Consider the following 14,195-nt stretch of genomic DNA (forward strand, 5'->3'; position numbering starts at 1 on the left):
AGGAAACACTATGGCACCGTGTCCCATCGGTTGAGGTGGCGCGGGCGCGCCGAGTTTCGCGCCCTAGCTACTGTCCAGTAACATTGCGGCCATTGCGCCCACCCGCGCAGTTCAGGGTTGAACACAGGAGGTCATCCGATGGATGTGCTGGTCACCGGCGGCGACACCGACCTGGGACGCACGATCGCGGAAGGCTTCCGCGACGCGGGCCACAACGTCACCCTCGCGGGCGCGCGCCGCGACGATCTCGAGGTCGCCGCGAAAGAACTCGACGTCGACGCGATCGTCTTCGACAACACCGACCCAGCCAGTCTTATCGACGCGCGCGGTCAATTCCCGCACCACCTCGACACCATCGTCAATGTTCCCGCCCCGCGCTCGGATGCCGGCGACCCGCGCACCTACTCGCTGTCGGACCTCGCCGCGGCGTGGCGAAACGCGCTCGACGCAACGGTCGTATCGGCCGTCCTCACCGTGCAGATCCTCGGTGACCATCTGCGGTCGGGCGGTTCGATCGTCAACGTCGTGCCCGAGAACCCGATGGAAGGCAGCGCGTCGGCGGCCATCAAGGCGGCGATGTCGGACTGGACGGCCGGTCAGGCCACTCACTTCGGTACCCGCGGAATCACCATGAACGCGGTCGCCTCGGGGCGCAGTGCGGAACCGGGTTACGACGGCCTGTCGCGTACTCCGCCCCCGGTCGCCGCCGAGATCGCCCGGCTCGCGGTGTTTTTGACCACGCCGGCCGCTCGCCACATCACCGGACAGACGCTGCACGTCAGCCACGGTGCACTGGCCAACTTCGGCTAGATCGCTAGGGTCGGTGGAGTGACGATTCGACTCGGACTCCAGATCCCCAACTTCTCCTACGGCACCGGTGTCGCCGAGCTCTTCCCCACGGTCATCGCTCAGGCGCAGGAAGCCGAGACCGCAGGCTTCGACTCGGTGTACGTGATGGACCACTTCTACCAACTGCCCGGACTCGGTACCCCGGACCAGCCGATGCTCGAGGCGTATACCGCTCTCGGCGGGCTGGCGACGGCGACCGAACGCGTGCAACTGGGCACGCTGGTCACCGGCAACACCTACCGCAATCCGACGCTGCTGGCCAAGGCCATCACCACGCTGGACGTGATGAGCCAGGGCCGGGCGATTCTCGGCATCGGCGCCGGTTGGTTCGAACTCGAACACGATCAGCTCGGCTACGAGTTCGGCACCTTCACCGACCGCTTCAACAAGCTCGGCGAAGCCCTGCAGATCATTCTTCCGATGCTCGCAGGTGAGCGGCCCACGGTCGACGGCAAGTACTACCGCACGAAGGAAGCGATGGCCAACCCGCGCTTCCGCGACCACATTCCGCTGATGATCGGCGGCAGCGGCGAGAAGAAGACCATCCCGCTGGCGGCCCGCCACTTCGACCACCTCAACATCATCACCGGCTTCGACGAGCTGTCCCGCAAGATCGACGTGGTCAAGCAGCGATGCGAGGAGATCGACCGCGACCCGGCCACTCTGGAAACGAGCATGTTGGTGATGGCGCTGATCGACGAGAAGGCCACCGAGGACCTGATCCCCGACGATTTTAAGAACAGAGTCGTCTTCGGCGGCCCCGAGCAGATCGCCGAGCAGCTCTCGCAGAAGGTGCTCAGCGCGGGCGTCGACGGCGTCATCCTGAGCCCCATCACCAACATCGACGGCTACCACCCGGGCGGCATCACCGCGGTGGCCGAACACCTCAAGCCGGTCCTCGGCGTTTAATCCGGCCGCTGGCGTGGGATATCCCACAGCAAACAGATTCGGCTAACGAAGGCCGAAAGACTACCGTGAGAGATGGAAACCTGCACGTGTAGGCCGTCGAGGAGCCCAGAATGAGCCATCCCGGTGCCACTGCAACGGATCGGCACAAAGTCGTCGTGATCGGGTCGGGTTTCGGCGGTTTGACCGCGACCAAGGCCCTCAAGCGCGCCGACGTCGATGTCAAGATGATCGCCAAGACCACGCACCACCTGTTCCAGCCGCTGCTGTACCAAGTGGCCACCGGCATCATCTCCTCGGGCGAGATCGCGCCGCCGACGCGCATGATTCTGCGCAAGCAGCGCAACGCCCAGGTGCTGCTCGGCGATGTGACCCACATCGACCTGGCGAATCAGTGCGTGACGTCGGAACTGCTCGGACACACCTACGTCACCCCGTACGACAGCCTGATCATTGCCGCGGGCGCCGGCCAGTCCTACTTCGGTAACGACCACTTCGCCGAGTACGCCCCGGGTATGAAATCGATCGACGACGCGCTGGAACTGCGTGCACGCATCATGAGCGCGTTCGAACAGGCGGAGCGGTCCGGTGATCCCGCGCGGCGCGAGAAGCTGCTGACGTTCACCGTCGTCGGGGCCGGACCGACCGGCGTCGAAATGGCCGGACAGATCGCCGAACTCGCCGATCACACCCTCAAAGGCACGTTCCGCCATATCGATTCGACAACCGCCCGCGTGATCCTGCTCGATGCCGCGCCTGCTGTGCTGCCGCCGATGGGCGAGAAGCTCGGCAAGAAAGCTCAGGCGAGGCTGGAGAAGATGGGCGTCGAGATCCAGCTCGGCGCGATGGTCACCGACGTGGACCGCAACGGCATCACGGTCAAGGATTCCGACGGCTCGCTGCGGCGCATCGAGTGCGCCACCAAGGTGTGGTCGGCTGGCGTGTCGGCCAGCCCGCTGGGTCGCGACCTCGCCGCCCAGAGCGACGTCGAGATCGACCGTGCCGGACGGGTGAAGGTGCTCCCCGACCTATCGGTTCCCGGCCATCCGAATGTCTTCGTGGTCGGTGACATGGCCGCGGTCGAGGGCGTTCCCGGCATGGCGCAGGGCGCGATCCAGGGGGGCAAGTACGCCGCCAACGCCATCAAGGCCGAGCTGAAGGGCGCCGACCCCGCTGAACGCGAACCGTTCCAGTACTTCGACAAGGGGTCGATGGCCACGGTGTCGAGGTTCTCCGCGGTGGCCAAGATCGGCCCCGTCGAATTCGGCGGCTTCATCGCCTGGCTGGCCTGGCTGATGCTGCACCTGGTGTACCTGGTCGGGTTCCGCCGAAAGATCACCACGCTGTTGTCGTGGACAGTGACGTTCCTGTCCACCTCGCGGGGCAACCTCTATATCACCGAGCAACAGGCCTACGCCCGCACCAGGATCGAGGAACTCGAAGAGATCGCCGCGGCCGTCCAGGACACCGAGAAGGCGGCCAGTTAAAGGCGCTGGCCCTGCCACGTCGACAGGCATCCCCCGCCTGCCAGTGCCAAAACGGTGCCCGAGGTCTCGGCATGTGCCGCGGGGTAGTGCAATTCGCTGACGCACGCCAGCGGCGCGTCGATTTCGTCGTCGGCCACCGATCCGCTGCCGAGTTCGATGCGATGCCGCAGCAGAGGTGCGCCGTCGATGTCGGCGTGCAGGGTTCCGGACCAGAATCCCTGTCGCTCACCGGATCTGCCGATCTGAATGCGCTCGCGCAGGCGGATCAGACCCGCGTCCGCGAGCTGAAGGCGGGTGGTCGTGAAATGCCGGGATGCCGCCGCAACGACCGTGGGCTCGGGGTCGAGGTCCAGCGCGCCCGCCACCTCCACGGTCCACACCGCGTGTGATTCGACGGTGACCGCGCCGGGCAACGTCACCGTTGCCGCAGCCGAGCGCAGCCGCAGCCGCGCCCCCGACTCGACGATGACGCGCACGTGAATGGCATCCCCGCCAAGCGGTGTCGCGGCCGTCGAGACCAGATGCACCGTGTCGGGCTCGGTGCGGCGCGCCGCAAGGCCGCCGGACGACTCGATGCGCGGGTGTCGGCCGGCCGTGGCGACGATGACGACGTCGGATCTCAAGGCACCGCTACCCGCAGTTGCTCGCGGACCCACGACAACACGTCGGTGGCAGTGGGATCGTCGGTCAGCGAGATCAGCACGAACGGCCGCCCGTCACGCACCGCGGCGGCATCGCGGCGCATCACGTCGAGATCCGCTCCGACCAACGGCGCCAGGTCAGTCTTGTTGATCACCAGCAGATCCGAGTACGTCACCCCAGGCCCGCCCTTGCGCGGCACCTTGTCGCCGCCCGCGACGTCGACGACGAAGATCTGCACGTCCACCAAACCTGAGGAGAACGTCGCGGTCAGGTTGTCGCCGCCGGACTCCACGAGGATGAGGTCGAGTCGGTCGTTGCCGGCGATGAGGTCGTCGATGGCATCCAGATTGGCGGTGATGTCATCGCGGATCGCCGTGTGCGGACAGCCGCCGGTCTGCACCGCCGCGATGCGCGTGTCCGGCAGGACGGCGTGCCGCCGCAGGAAATCCGCGTCCTCGGTGGTGTAGATGTCGTTGGTCAGCACCGCGAGCGAGAGTTCGTCGCGCAGTTGCCGGCACAGGGCCGCGACCAGAGCGGTCTTGCCGGAGCCGACCGGCCCGCCGACGCCGATGCGCAGGGGTTCGCCCGGCGTGCGAACGCGTTTCGGACGTTCCGTATGGCGGTGTGGTTCTCCGTCGAGGAAATGCGGTGGCATGGTGGTCCTTTCGCCGAGACTTCAGGAAACGAAGAGAGGTCGCTCGCGTGCGGCGTGCCGTTGCGCGAGCACGTCGAGCAGCGGATCGGACAGGTCGGCCAGGTCCTTACCCGCTTCCGCGGCGGTCTGGTCGCACAGCGCGGACAGTTCGAACGTCAGGGCCGCGACGTCGCCGGGGTCGAGGGCCAACAACCGCTGGGCGGCCGTCGCCGAACCCGTCATCGTGGTGTAGACGACCGACAGCGCCGTCTGCTCGGGTGCCATCCCGGCTGCCGCGCCGACGGCGCCGCTCGCGCTGGCAAGGTGCGGTGCGGTGCCCAGCGCATCCCAGTCGGACTGCGGCCAGACGCGACGAGCGAGCCGCACCAGACCGCGGCCCTGTGCGCGCGAGGCCCTGCGTGCCGCGGGAGCCGGTGTGCGAGCGTCGGTTTCGCGATCGGCCTCGGTGACCGTGAGTGCGCCGCGATGCAGCGCCGCCGCGACGGACGCGGTGACCAGGCCGGTGGTGCGGATGCGGCGGCGAAGAAACGCGCGGAGTGTCGGGAGGTCGACGACCAGCCCGCTCGTCACCGCCTCCTCGGCGCCGCCGGAGTGCACGTGTCCGCCGGTCGGCAGCCGCGAATCAGAGAGCGTCAGCAGCGTCGAGAGCGCAGACATCAGAAGAGGAAATACCGCTGCGCCATGGGCAGTTCGACTGCCGGCTGCTCCTGCCAGACGTCGCCGTCGATGCGCACCGTGAATGTGTCGGGGTCGACCTCGATGCGCGGCATCGCGTCGTTGTGCGGCATATCGGCCTTGCCGACCCTGCGCACATCCTTGACTGGCACCAGTCGGCGGTTGACGGCGATGCGGTCGGCCAGGCCGTCCTCGATCGCCTGCGGGGCAACGAAATGCACCGACGTCGCCGACGCCGCCGCGGGTGCCGCGCCGAACATCGGCCGGGGCAGGACCGGTTGCGGCGTCGGGATGGACGCGTTCGCATCGCCCATCGCAGCCCACGCGATCATGCCGCCCTTGAGCACCGCGTGCGGGCGGACACCGAAGAACGCCGGCTCCCACAGCACCAGATCGGCGAGCTTGCCGACCTCGACGGAGCCGATCTCACTGTCGAGACCGTGGGCGATCGCCGGGCAGATGGTGTATTTCGCGACATAACGCATGGCGCGGTTGTTGTCGGCTCCTCTGCTGCCCGACGTGTCGCCGTCCAGCGCACCGCGGCGTCGCTTCATCACATGCGCTGTCTGCCAAGTGCGCAGCACGACTTCGCCGATGCGGCCCATGGCTTGTGCGTCGCTGCCGATCATCGAGATGGCGCCGATGTCGTGAAGCAGGTCCTCGGCGGCGATCGTCGAGGGTCGGATGCGACTCTCGGCGAACGCGAGATCCTCGGGGACGCTGGGGTTGAGGTGGTGGCACACCATCAGCATGTCGAGATGTTCGTCGAGCGTGTTGACCGTGTGCGGCCGCGTGGGGTTGGTCGAACTCGGCAACACGTTGGGCTCTGCGGCGACCGTGATGATGTCCGGTGCGTGTCCGCCGCCTGCGCCTTCGGTGTGATACGCGTGGATCGAGCGGCCCTTCACCGCCGCGAGTGTGTTCTCGACGAAGCCCATCTCGTTGAGCGTGTCGGTGTGGATGTTGACCTGAATTCCCGCCTCGTCGGCGACCGTCAGGCAGGCGTCGATGGCGGCCGGTGTGGTGCCCCAGTCCTCGTGCAGCTTGAATCCCGCTGCGCCGCCGCGCAGTTGCTCCCACATCGCTTCGGCGGACACGGTGTTGCCCTTGCCGAGTAACGCGACGTTCAACGGCCAGGAGTCCAGCGACTCGAGCATGCGGGCCAGGTGCCACGCGCCCGGAGTGACGGTGGTGGCCTTGCTGCCCTCGGCCGGCCCGGTGCCGCCGGCGACGATCGTCGTGATGCCGCCGCCGAGCGCCTCCTCCATGATCTGAGGGCAGATGAGGTGAACATGGCAGTCGATGGCACCCGCGGTCAGGATGCGTCCGTTGCCCGCGATGATTTCGGTCGACGGGCCGACCACCAGGTCCGGATGCACGCCGGCCATGATGTCCGGGTTGCCCGCTTTGCCGATGGCCGTGATACGCCCATCGCGAATGCCGATGTCGGCCTTGATGATTCCCCAGTGGTCGATGATCACTGCGCCGGTGATCACCGTGTCGGGCGCGCCTTGCGCGCGGGTGGCCCTCGACTGGCCCATCGACTCGCGAAGCACCTTGCCGCCGCCGAAGACGGCTTCCTCGCCCGCGAGACCGGGTCCGCCGCTGCGGTCTTCGGTGATCTCGACGAACAGGTCGGTGTCGGCCAACCGGATCCGGTCACCGGTGGTCGGCCCGAACAGCGCGGCGTACCGGGCCCGGGACAGTGCGGTCATGAGGCGTCCAATCGGCCGGGCGGGTTCAGGCTGAGCCCGGGGACCTCGCGCTTACCGCTCAGCGGTACCAGCGAAACCCGTTGCCCGACGCCGGGCTCGAAGCGGACCGCGGTGCCCGCCGGAATGTCGAGTCGGTGGCCGTACGCCGCGTCGCGGTCGAACGACAGGGCGGCGTTGGCCTGCGGCAGGTGTACGTGGCTGCCGACCTGAACCGGCCGATCACCGGTGTTGACGACCTCCACCGAAACTCGCGTCGCGCCGGAATTGATCTCGATGTCGCCGTCGCCGAACGCGACCTCTCCGGGGATCATGCGATCGGGTCGTGGACGGTCACCAGCTTGGTGCCGTCCGGGAATGTCGCTTCGACCTGGACGTCGTGCAGCATCTCCGGTACGCCCTCCATCACTTCGTCGCGGTTCAACACCGCACGGCCGCTGGTCATCAACTCCGACACCGTGCGGCCGTCCCTGGCGCCCTCGAGAAGATGGTCGGTGATCACCGCGACGGCCTCGGGATGGTTGAGCTTCAGTCCGCGCGCCTGCCGCCGGCGCGCCAACTCGGCCGCATAGGAGATCAGCAACCGGTCCTGTTCATGCGGCGTTAAACGCATAGTGCGCGATCCTGCCACGAGGCAACGCGCTCGGCAGCGTGGCCGTGTCCGCCCGTTACTCGGGCGGCAGGTTCTGCAACCGCACCTGGCCGCGAGCGACGACGCGTTCCTTCTCGTCGGTGATCGTGATGAGCCACAGCTGCTGGCGCCTGCCACGGTGAATCGGCGTCGACTCGGCCGTCACCGTGCCCGCGGAGATCGCGCGCAGGAAATCGGTGTTGTTGTTGACCCCGACCACGTGACCGCCCCCGTTCTCGGACAGCCAGATCTGGCCCGACACACTCGCCAGCCCTTCGATGACCGAGCAGTACACGCCCCCGTGCACAATGCCCCATGGCTGCAACAATTTCTCGTGGATCTGCACCTGAGCGCGCCCACCGTCGGGGCCGAGTTCCAGGTAAGTCACCCCGAGTTGGCTGTCGAATCCCTTGCCGAGTTCTGCGGGTACTTCCGTCGTCACGCAGTCGTGTCTACACGCTCGATTTCGGCCCGCCGCCCGCAGGGTGCGGAGCTATCGTTCCGGCATGACCAAGAGTGCGAAGGAACTGGTGGAAGCCGCCAACGCGGTGGTGCCCCGGATCAGCCCGGCAGAAGCCCAGGACAAGATCGCCGCGGGCAACGTGGTGGTCGTCGATGTGCGCGACGCGCCCGAGGTGGAGAAGAGCGGAAAGGTGGCCGGCGCGGTGCACGTGCCGCGAGGCATGCTCGAGTTTCGGGCCGACCCCGAATCCCCGTACCACGACGAAAATCTCGCCAAGGACAAGACCGTGATCGTCTATTGCGCTTCCGGTGGGCGATCGGCGTTGTCGGGGCAGGCCCTCAAGGAACTCGGCTACCACGAGGTGTACAACCTCGGCGCCTTCAGCGACTGGGTCGACAGTGGCGGCGCGGTCGACAAGTAAGCCCCAGACATGGGGACGGGCCTCACGCCATAAGGCGTGAGGCCCGTCCTTCGTGTGGACCGGGAGTCTCTGCAGCCCTCAGGACTCCGGTGCGGTCCGGTGGTTCACGTTCAATTTCGCCGACCAACTGATGTAGAGGATAGGCAAGGCTGCCCTAATTTTGCAAGGCCTTCCCTCCGTCGGTCGCCTCGCACCGGCAGTCCGAACCCGACAAGCGCGTCGAGCATCGCCTGAGCCCGACGCATGCTGGTCACCTCGCTGGACCCCGCCAGCAAGGGCACCTGCGTCGCCGCGCTCACTACCGCGCCGCCCACGATGTGCCACATCGCCGCTATCGACATGGCTCCGTCGCTGATCGCGGCAAGCTCGGCGAAAAGCGGCTCAAGGGCACGATGGCTGCGGTGGGCGACCCACGTCGTCAGGGCCGCCTCGTTGGGCAGCGCCACGATGCCGTCGCGAGCCGTGTGACCCACGCGGACGTATCGGCGCTCATCGAAGTAGGGGTCGTCCGGTAGTGCCCGCAGGGTCGGGTTCACGACGCCCACCCAGTCGATCGCGCCCTCCGAATCGACATGTACCCATAGGTTCTCCAATCCGGTGTCCCAGGCCCGGCCCTCTAGCACCATGAGCGGAACCACCCGGCCGATCACGACGTGCGCCAGCGTCGCGGCCAACTGCTGGGTCACCGCGGGCCTGCTGTCGGTCTCCTCGGCGGCGAGTTCGAACATCGCGTGCAGCCGGTCGCCGGTCAGCGCCTCGGCCAGCGGCCACCACCGGCGCCGCGACAGGTCACCCATCACCGCAACGCCGTACACGCGCGGACACTCGGGATAGAGCGCTCGCAGCCGCCGGCTGGACTCATGCAGTGGCAGCGTCCGCTTGATCGTCATGCTCGCGATCAGCGGGTCGTCGATGACGACCGTCATGGCACCTCCGAAGTGAGTTAGGTTAGCCTTACTATAGCTAGACGCCGTCTGACGGCTAGAGGCGTGTGACTGGACTCACAAGGGCAACAGAAGGGCCGGTGACCACGGCTGAGTGCGGCGGCAGGTCGTTGTCAGCGGGTGTAGGAACAAAGTCCACTCTGCGAGATACGACACGCCGTAGTAAACCCGTAGTAAGCTGGATCTACCGTCTCTAGGAGATGAACTACGAATGGCCAAGTTGACGCGTCTAGGGGAACTCGAACGCGCGGTGATGGACCACCTCTGGTCCGCGCGCGAACCCCAAACCGTGCGCCAGGTGCATGAGGCGCTCTCGGCTCAACGCGACCTGGCCTACACCACGATCATGACCGTGCTGCAGCGGCTGGCGAAGAAGAATTTGGTCGTGCAGCACCGTGACGACCGGGCCCACCGGTATGCCCCGACCCACGGCCGCGATGAACTCGTCGCAGGGCTGATGGTCGACGCGCTCGATCAAGTGTCCGACTCCGGCAGTCGGGAGGCGGCGCTCGTCCATTTCGTCGAGCGGGTGGGCGCTGACGAAGCCGACGCACTGCGTCGCGCGCTGGCCGAACTGGAAACCAAGCATCGGATACCGCCGCCCGCTGGCGGTCCGGGTACTGGCTGAGGGACACTGACAGCGTGTCCGCGCTGGCCTTCACCGTGATGGCGCTGGTCCTGTCGGGACCGGTGCCCGCGATGTTGGCGCGGGCGACGTGGACCACCCGCGCGCCGCGGGCCTCGATCGTGTTGTGGCAGGCCATCGCTCTTGCTGCCGTGTTGTCGGCGTTCTCGGCGGGCATCGCGATCGCGAGCCGCCTGTTCGCGCCGGGCCCTGACGGCAGGCCGACGGCCACCATCACCAGTGAGATCGCGGTTCTCGGCTGGCCTTTGTGGATCGCTTACGTCGCGGTGTTCGCGCTCACCCTGGTGATCGGTGTGCGGTTGATCGTCGCGGTGATCGAGGTGGCCATCGCCACGAGGCGTCGCCGTGCGCACCACCGAATGGTGGTCGATCTGGTTGGTAAGTCACAGAAAAGCGGCCTGCGCATTCTCGACGTCGATCAGCCCCTCGCCTACTGCCTGCCCGGCGTCCGCAGCCGGGTGGTCGTCAGCGAGGGGACGTTGACGACGTTGGCCGACAACGAGGTTGCGGCCATCCTGTCCCACGAGCGTGCGCACCTGCGGGCCCGCCACGACCTCGTCCTCGAGATGTTCACCGCGGTGCACGCGGCGTTTCCTCGGTTCGTCCGCAGCGCCAGTGCCCTGGACGCGGTCCGGTTGCTGATCGAGATGCTCGCCGACGACGCGGCCGTGCGCATCGCCGGTCCCACTCCCCTGGCCCGGGCGCTGGTCGCGTGCGCGGCCGGCCGCACGCCCTCGGGCGCCCTGGCCGCGGGCGGCCCGACGACGGTGCTGCGCGTGCGCCGACTTGGCGGCCAAGGCAACAGCCTGGTGCTGGCCGGGGCGGCGTACCTGGCGGCAGCAGCGGTGCTGTTCGTGCCGACCATCGCGGTCGCCGTGCCGTGGCTGACCGAACTTCATCGACTGTTCACCGCATAGGGATAAGTCCGCCCGAAGAAGCGTTCGTCATAACAAAACAACGAAAGGCTGCCCGAATGAGCTCGTCCGACGCGTCCGCCTCGTCCACCGCTACCGCTCAGATCGGCGTCACCGGCCTGGCCGTGATGGGCTCGAACATCGCGCGTAACTTCGCCCGGCACGGCTACACGGTCGCACTGCACAACCGCTCGGTCGCCAAGACCGACGCGCTGCTGGCGGACCACGGCTCGGACGGCAACTTCGTTCGCAGCGAGACCATTCCGGAATTCCTTGCCGCACTTGAGAAACCGCGCCGGGTGTTGATAATGGTCAAGGCCGGAGACCCTACCGACGCCGTCATCAACGAGCTCGCCGACGCGATGGAGGAAGGCGACATCATCATCGACGGCGGCAACGCGCTCTACACCGACACCATCCGTCGGGAGAAGGCGATGCGGGAGCGTGGCCTGCACTTCGTCGGCGCGGGCATCTCCGGTGGCGAGGAGGGTGCCCTGAACGGACCGTCGATCATGCCCGGCGGGCCGGCCGAGTCGTACAAGTCGCTTGGCCCGCTGCTCGAGGAGATCTCCGCCCACGTCGACGGCACACCGTGCTGCACGCACATCGGGCCTGACGGCGCAGGGCATTTCGTGAAGATGGTGCACAACGGCATCGAGTACTCCGACATGCAGTTGATCGGCGAGGCCTATCAACTGCTGCGCGACGGCCTCGGCAAGTCCGCGGGTGAGATCGCCGACGTGTTCGACGAGTGGAACAAGGGCGACCTCGACAGCTTCCTGGTCGAGATCACCGCGACAGTTCTGCGCCACACCGACGCCAAGACCGGCAAGCCGCTGGTGGACGTGATCCTCGACGAGGCCGAGCAGAAGGGCACGGGCCGCTGGACGGTGAAGTCCGCGCTGGACCTCGGGGTGCCGGTCACCGGCATCGCTGAGGCGGTATTCGCGCGCGCCCTGTCCGGCTCGGTCACCCAGCGCAAGGCCACCACCGGGCTCGCTTCGGGTGATCTCGGCGAAAACCCAAGCGACGCCGAGAAATTCACCGAGGATGTGCGTCAGGCGCTGTACGCCTCCAAGATCATCGCCTACGCGCAGGGCTTCAACCAGATCCAGGCGGGCAGCGCCGAGTACGACTGGAACATCACGCCGGGCGACCTGGCCACGATCTGGCGCGGCGGCTGCATCATCAGGGCCAAGTTCCTCAACCGGATCAAGGATGCCTTCGACGAGGACCCGGACCTGCCGACGCTGATCGTGGCACCGTACTTCCGCAGCGCCATCGAGTCGGCCATCGACAGCTGGCGGCGCGTGGTCGTGACGGCGACCCAGCTGGGCATCCCTATCCCCGGGTTCTCCTCGGCACTGTCCTACTACGACGGGCTGCGTGAGGAACGTCTGCCCGCGGCGCTCACGCAGGGACTGCGCGACTTCTTCGGCGCCCACACGTACGGGCGCACCGACACCGATCCCGAGAAGCGCTTCCACACGCTGTGGAGCGGCGACCGCAGCGAAGTCGAATCCTAGCTTTCTCCCGCGCGAGCAGACGCGAAACTGCCCATTTCGAGGTGAAATAGGGCAGTTTTGCGTCTGCTCGGCGGGGTGAACGGGCCAACTAGAATGGCCGGTGATGCGTTTCCTTGATGGCCACCGGCCCCCCTACGACCTGACGTACGACGACATCTTCATCGTCCCCGGACGATCGGACGTGCAGTCGCGAATGGACGTCGACCTCGCGACGTCCGACGGATCGGGGACGACGATTCCGGTAGTGGTGGCCAACATGACGGCGGTGGCCGGACGGCGGATGGCCGAAACCGTCGCTCGCCGCGGCGGGATCGTCGTTCTGCCACAAGATCTTCCGATCTCTGCGGTGCAGGAGACGGTCGATTTCGTCAAGAGCCGCGACCTGGTGGTGGACACCCCGGTGACGCTGGGTCCGGACGACTCGGTTTCCGACGCGACCGCCCTCATCCACAAGCGCGCTCATGGCGCGGCGGTGGTGGTCTTCGAGGGGCGCCCGATCGGCCTGGTGACCGACGCCAACTGCGTGGGCGTCGACCGCTTCACACGAGTCCGTGACGTGGCGGTGTCCGACTTCGTCACCGCGCCGGTCGGCACCGACCCCCGCAAGGTCTTCGACCTGCTCGAACACGCTCCGGTCGACGTCGCGGTGCTGACCGAAGCCGACGGCACACTCGCCGGTGTCCTCACCCGCACCGGGGCGATCCGCGCAGGCATCTATTCGCCCGCAGTCGACGCCAGGGGTCGGCTTCGCATCGCGGCCGCGGTCGGCATCAACGGCGATGTCGGCGCCAAGGCCCGCGGTCTCGCCGAGGCGGGTGCCGACCTGCTGGTCATCGACACCGCGCACGGCCACCAACTCAGGATGCTCGACGCGGTCGAGGCGGTGGCGTCTTTGGACCTCGGGCTGCCGATCGCCGCGGGCAACGTGGTGTCCGCCGAGGGCACCAGGGACCTGATCTCCGCAGGCGCCTCGATCGTCAAGGTCGGCGTCGGTCCCGGTGCGATGTGCACTACCCGGATGATGACGGGCGTCGGGCGCCCTCAGTTCTCGGCAGTGGTCGAATGCGCCTCTGCCGCAAGGCAACTCGGCGGTCACGTGTGGGCCGACGGGGGTGTGCGGCATCCGCGCGACGTGGCTCTCGCGTTGGCCGCCGGGGCGTCGAACGTGATGATCGGTTCCTGGTTCGCCGGCACCTACGAGTCGCCGGGCGACCTGATGCGCGACCGCGAGAACCAGCCGTACAAGGAGAGCTACGGCATGGCGTCCAAACGCGCGGTGGCCGCACGCACGGCCGCCGACAGCGCGTTCGACCGGGCCCGCAAGGCGTTGTTCGAGGAGGGCATCTCGACCTCGCGGATGGGACTCGACCCGTCGCGCGGCGGTGTCGAGGATCTGCTCGACCACATCACCTCCGGCGTGCGCAGCACCTGCACCTACGTCGGCGCCGCGAATCTCGCCGCACTGCACGACAAGGTGGTGCTCGGCGTTCAGTCCGCCGCCGGGTTCGCCGAGGGGCATCCGCTCCCGTCCGGTTGGTGAGTCGGGCACCACGGTCACCCCGACGGCACCCGTTACCATGGGTTCTTCACCGCCGTCTACGTGAAAGGGAACCCGTGCCGCAGGCACCCGTCGAGGCTTCAGGCTTCCGGGCCGAGCAGCCGTCCCACGAGCCTGCCGACGCCGAGCCCTCTTCTAGTCGGCCGGGCACCGGGCCCGGCGACCC

General features: G+C 67.4%; 16 protein-coding genes. 8 read left to right on the forward strand and 8 right to left on the reverse strand.

Annotation, left to right across the window (positions count from 1 at the left end; translation table 11 throughout):
- Positions 1-138: 138 nt before the first annotated feature.
- From N4S67_RS26510 to N4S67_RS26520, 3 genes are all read left to right on the forward strand, one after another.
- Positions 139-810, forward strand: coding sequence for an SDR family oxidoreductase (locus N4S67_RS26510; protein ID WP_260996026.1), 672 nt, complete (start codon positions 139-141; stop codon positions 808-810).
- An 18-nt stretch (positions 811-828) separates the two neighbouring features.
- Complete coding sequence (locus N4S67_RS26515; RefSeq protein ID WP_260996027.1) at positions 829-1,758, forward strand: LLM class F420-dependent oxidoreductase; 930 nt, start codon at positions 829-831, stop codon at positions 1,756-1,758.
- Between the two features lie 110 nt (positions 1,759-1,868).
- Positions 1,869-3,242, forward strand: coding sequence for an NAD(P)/FAD-dependent oxidoreductase (locus tag N4S67_RS26520; protein WP_260996028.1), 1,374 nt, complete (start codon positions 1,869-1,871; stop codon positions 3,240-3,242).
- Here N4S67_RS26520 and N4S67_RS26525 read toward each other — a convergent pair.
- The 7 genes from N4S67_RS26525 to N4S67_RS26555 are packed head-to-tail and all read right to left on the reverse strand — an operon-like array spanning position 3,239 to position 7,999.
- Positions 3,239-3,865, reverse strand: a complete 627-nt coding sequence (locus N4S67_RS26525; RefSeq protein WP_260996029.1) for an urease accessory protein UreD — start codon at positions 3,863-3,865, stop codon at positions 3,239-3,241. The genes N4S67_RS26520 and N4S67_RS26525 overlap by 4 nt on opposite strands.
- Positions 3,862-4,539 (reverse strand): urease accessory protein UreG, encoded by a 678-nt coding sequence (gene ureG, locus N4S67_RS26530; protein ID WP_260996030.1) that lies wholly within the window; start codon positions 4,537-4,539, stop codon positions 3,862-3,864. Before ureG ends, N4S67_RS26525 begins: the two co-directional genes overlap by 4 nt.
- 21 nt (positions 4,540-4,560) lie before the next feature.
- Positions 4,561-5,196 (reverse strand): urease accessory protein UreF, encoded by a 636-nt coding sequence (locus N4S67_RS26535; protein ID WP_260996031.1) that lies wholly within the window; start codon positions 5,194-5,196, stop codon positions 4,561-4,563.
- Positions 5,196-6,929, reverse strand: coding sequence for an urease subunit alpha (locus N4S67_RS26540; RefSeq protein ID WP_260996032.1), 1,734 nt, complete (start codon positions 6,927-6,929; stop codon positions 5,196-5,198). The genes N4S67_RS26535 and N4S67_RS26540 overlap by 1 nt, the downstream gene beginning before the upstream one ends.
- On the reverse strand, positions 6,926-7,240 hold the full coding sequence (locus N4S67_RS26545; RefSeq protein WP_260996033.1) for an urease subunit beta: 315 nt from the start codon (positions 7,238-7,240) through the stop codon (positions 6,926-6,928). Before N4S67_RS26545 ends, N4S67_RS26540 begins: the two co-directional genes overlap by 4 nt.
- Positions 7,237-7,539: an urease subunit gamma gene (locus tag N4S67_RS26550; RefSeq protein WP_260996034.1), complete on the reverse strand. Its 303-nt coding sequence runs from the start codon at positions 7,537-7,539 to the stop codon at positions 7,237-7,239. Before N4S67_RS26550 ends, N4S67_RS26545 begins: the two co-directional genes overlap by 4 nt.
- Positions 7,540-7,594: 55 nt before the next feature.
- Positions 7,595-7,999: a PaaI family thioesterase gene (locus tag N4S67_RS26555; RefSeq protein WP_260996035.1), complete on the reverse strand. Its 405-nt coding sequence runs from the start codon at positions 7,997-7,999 to the stop codon at positions 7,595-7,597.
- A 64-nt stretch (positions 8,000-8,063) separates the two neighbouring features.
- On the opposite strand from N4S67_RS26555, the gene N4S67_RS26560 reads away from it, so the two are divergent.
- On the forward strand, positions 8,064-8,441 hold the full coding sequence (locus N4S67_RS26560) for a rhodanese-like domain-containing protein (RefSeq protein WP_260996036.1): 378 nt from the start codon (positions 8,064-8,066) through the stop codon (positions 8,439-8,441).
- A 110-nt stretch (positions 8,442-8,551) separates the two neighbouring features.
- Here the strand turns inward: N4S67_RS26560 and N4S67_RS26565 are convergent, their stop codons facing one another.
- Positions 8,552-9,367 (reverse strand): iron reductase, encoded by an 816-nt coding sequence (locus tag N4S67_RS26565; RefSeq protein WP_260996037.1) that lies wholly within the window; start codon positions 9,365-9,367, stop codon positions 8,552-8,554.
- 229 nt (positions 9,368-9,596) lie between these two features.
- Here N4S67_RS26565 and N4S67_RS26570 point away from each other — a divergent pair, with 229 nt between their 5' ends.
- From N4S67_RS26570 to N4S67_RS26585, 4 genes are all read left to right on the forward strand, one after another.
- Positions 9,597-10,013, forward strand: coding sequence for a BlaI/MecI/CopY family transcriptional regulator (locus N4S67_RS26570; protein WP_260996038.1), 417 nt, complete (start codon positions 9,597-9,599; stop codon positions 10,011-10,013).
- Between the two features lie 14 nt (positions 10,014-10,027).
- Positions 10,028-10,948, forward strand: a complete 921-nt coding sequence (locus tag N4S67_RS26575; RefSeq protein ID WP_260996039.1) for a M56 family metallopeptidase — start codon at positions 10,028-10,030, stop codon at positions 10,946-10,948.
- A 56-nt stretch (positions 10,949-11,004) separates the two neighbouring features.
- The gene (gndA, locus tag N4S67_RS26580) at positions 11,005-12,471 is read left to right on the forward strand and encodes an NADP-dependent phosphogluconate dehydrogenase (protein WP_260996040.1); all 1,467 of its coding nucleotides are present in this window, start codon (positions 11,005-11,007) and stop codon (positions 12,469-12,471) included.
- Positions 12,472-12,571: 100 nt separating this feature from the next.
- Positions 12,572-14,011: a GuaB1 family IMP dehydrogenase-related protein gene (locus N4S67_RS26585; protein WP_260996041.1), complete on the forward strand. Its 1,440-nt coding sequence runs from the start codon at positions 12,572-12,574 to the stop codon at positions 14,009-14,011.
- Positions 14,012-14,195 lie beyond the last annotated feature (184 nt).

The organism is Mycobacterium deserti (genome assembly GCF_025345615.1).
Classification (GTDB): Bacteria; Actinomycetota; Actinomycetes; order Mycobacteriales; family Mycobacteriaceae; genus Mycobacterium; species Mycobacterium deserti.

Bases quoted from the DNA above. Each gene is read 5' to 3' on its own strand.
- N4S67_RS26510 (WP_260996026.1), top strand. From the start codon at position 139: ATGGATGTGCTGGTCACCGGCGGCGACACCGACCTGGGACGCACGATC.
- N4S67_RS26520 (WP_260996028.1), top strand. From the start codon at position 1,869: ATGAGCCATCCCGGTGCCACTGCAACGGATCGGCACAAAGTCGTCGTG.
- ureG (WP_260996030.1), bottom strand. From the start codon at position 4,539: ATGCCACCGCATTTCCTCGACGGAGAACCACACCGCCATACGGAACGT.
- N4S67_RS26535 (WP_260996031.1), bottom strand. From the start codon at position 5,196: ATGTCTGCGCTCTCGACGCTGCTGACGCTCTCTGATTCGCGGCTGCCG.
- N4S67_RS26540 (WP_260996032.1), bottom strand. From the start codon at position 6,929: ATGACCGCACTGTCCCGGGCCCGGTACGCCGCGCTGTTCGGGCCGACC.
- N4S67_RS26545 (WP_260996033.1), bottom strand. From the start codon at position 7,240: ATGATCCCCGGAGAGGTCGCGTTCGGCGACGGCGACATCGAGATCAAT.
- N4S67_RS26550 (WP_260996034.1), bottom strand. From the start codon at position 7,539: ATGCGTTTAACGCCGCATGAACAGGACCGGTTGCTGATCTCCTATGCG.
- N4S67_RS26560 (WP_260996036.1), top strand. From the start codon at position 8,064: ATGACCAAGAGTGCGAAGGAACTGGTGGAAGCCGCCAACGCGGTGGTG.
- N4S67_RS26565 (WP_260996037.1), bottom strand. From the start codon at position 9,367: ATGACGGTCGTCATCGACGACCCGCTGATCGCGAGCATGACGATCAAG.
- N4S67_RS26570 (WP_260996038.1), top strand. From the start codon at position 9,597: ATGGCCAAGTTGACGCGTCTAGGGGAACTCGAACGCGCGGTGATGGAC.
- gndA (WP_260996040.1), top strand. From the start codon at position 11,005: ATGAGCTCGTCCGACGCGTCCGCCTCGTCCACCGCTACCGCTCAGATC.